This is a genomic window from Emticicia sp. (assembly GCF_049241225.1).
Classification (GTDB): Bacteria; Bacteroidota; Bacteroidia; order Cytophagales; family Spirosomataceae; genus Emticicia.
Map to the genome: position 1 here is coordinate 3,990 of NZ_JBMLRC010000276.1, position 1,217 is coordinate 5,206.

Annotated in this window: 1 protein-coding gene; it reads right to left on the reverse strand. The window is 43.7% G+C overall.

The window, feature by feature from the left end:
• Positions 1 to 2 precede the first annotated feature (2 nt).
• The coding region (locus tag ACOVO2_RS14735) for a zinc-binding dehydrogenase (RefSeq protein ID WP_421770713.1) at positions 3 to 1,217 on the reverse strand (1,215 nt) is incomplete at its 5' end.

Below are 1,217 nucleotides of genomic sequence, written 5' to 3' on the forward strand. Positions count from 1 at the left end.
TTCTACTCATAAACCACACTCAACAACTCCGCCACGCAAGCGGGTTTCTCAGAGCCTTCTAACTCAAAAACAGCATCAATGATGAGTTTAGCTCCGTTGGGTTGCATATCTTCTACATCTTTCAAAGTAGCTTTCATACGCACACGACTACCCACAGGCACGGGCGAGATAAAACGTACTTTGTTTGTGCCATAATTCAGTCCCATTTTGGCAGATTCTACCTTAAACATTTCGTACATGAATTTTGGAGAAAACGAAAGCGATAAAAATCCATGAGCAATCGTCTTTCCGAATGGCGAAAGTTTAGCTTTCTCTTCATCGACATGAATCCATTGGTCATCGAGGGTTGCGGCGGCAAAAGCATTGATTTTATCTTGTGTAAGCGTCTGCCAATCTGATGTGCCGAGTGGGTTGCCAATATGATTTTTTAGGGCCGCTAAATCTTTAAAAATCAGCGTTCCAGATTGCTCAATTTTAGGATTTTCTGTCTTCAAAATAGCTCCCTCCCTATCGGGGAGGGTTGGGGAAGGGCTATAGCTTGGCATTTGCACATCATCCGACATTACCACTACTGCTTTTCCGACTACTTTTCTATTCATCAAATCATTCAGCGAATCGGCCGCTTCGGCGAGCGAGTAAAGTTTATGAATATGCGGACGTAAATTTCCTTTCATAAAATACCCCGCCAGTTCTTGAATGTTCTTGAAGTTTTGAGCAGGTTCTTTTTCGGCAAATTGTCCCCAAAAAACGCCAACAACCGCACAGCCTTTCAATAATGCTAAATTCAGAGCAATTTTTGGAATTTCGCCCGCCGCAAAACCAACTACCAAGTATCGTCCTTTCCAAGCAATCGAACGGAGAGCTGGCTCGGCATATTTATCGCCCACGGCATCATAAATCACATCAACGCCTTTACCTTCGGTAATGCTTTTTATTTTTTCTCGTAAATCTTCGCTTGTATAATTTATCGTAAAATCTGCTCCTTTTTCTCGGCAAATGGCCAGCTTTTCATCGCTCGAAGCTGCTGCAATTACAGTTGCTCCCATCAACTTCCCCAATTCAACTGCCGCCAAACCTACACCACCCGCTGCACCGAGTACCAGAAGGGTTTCTCCTGATTTTAGTTCGGCACGGTCTTTCAGAGCGTGATAAGACGTACCATAATTATACATCACTGAGGCTGCCGTTACGAAATCCATTTTGGGCAACATCGGAAA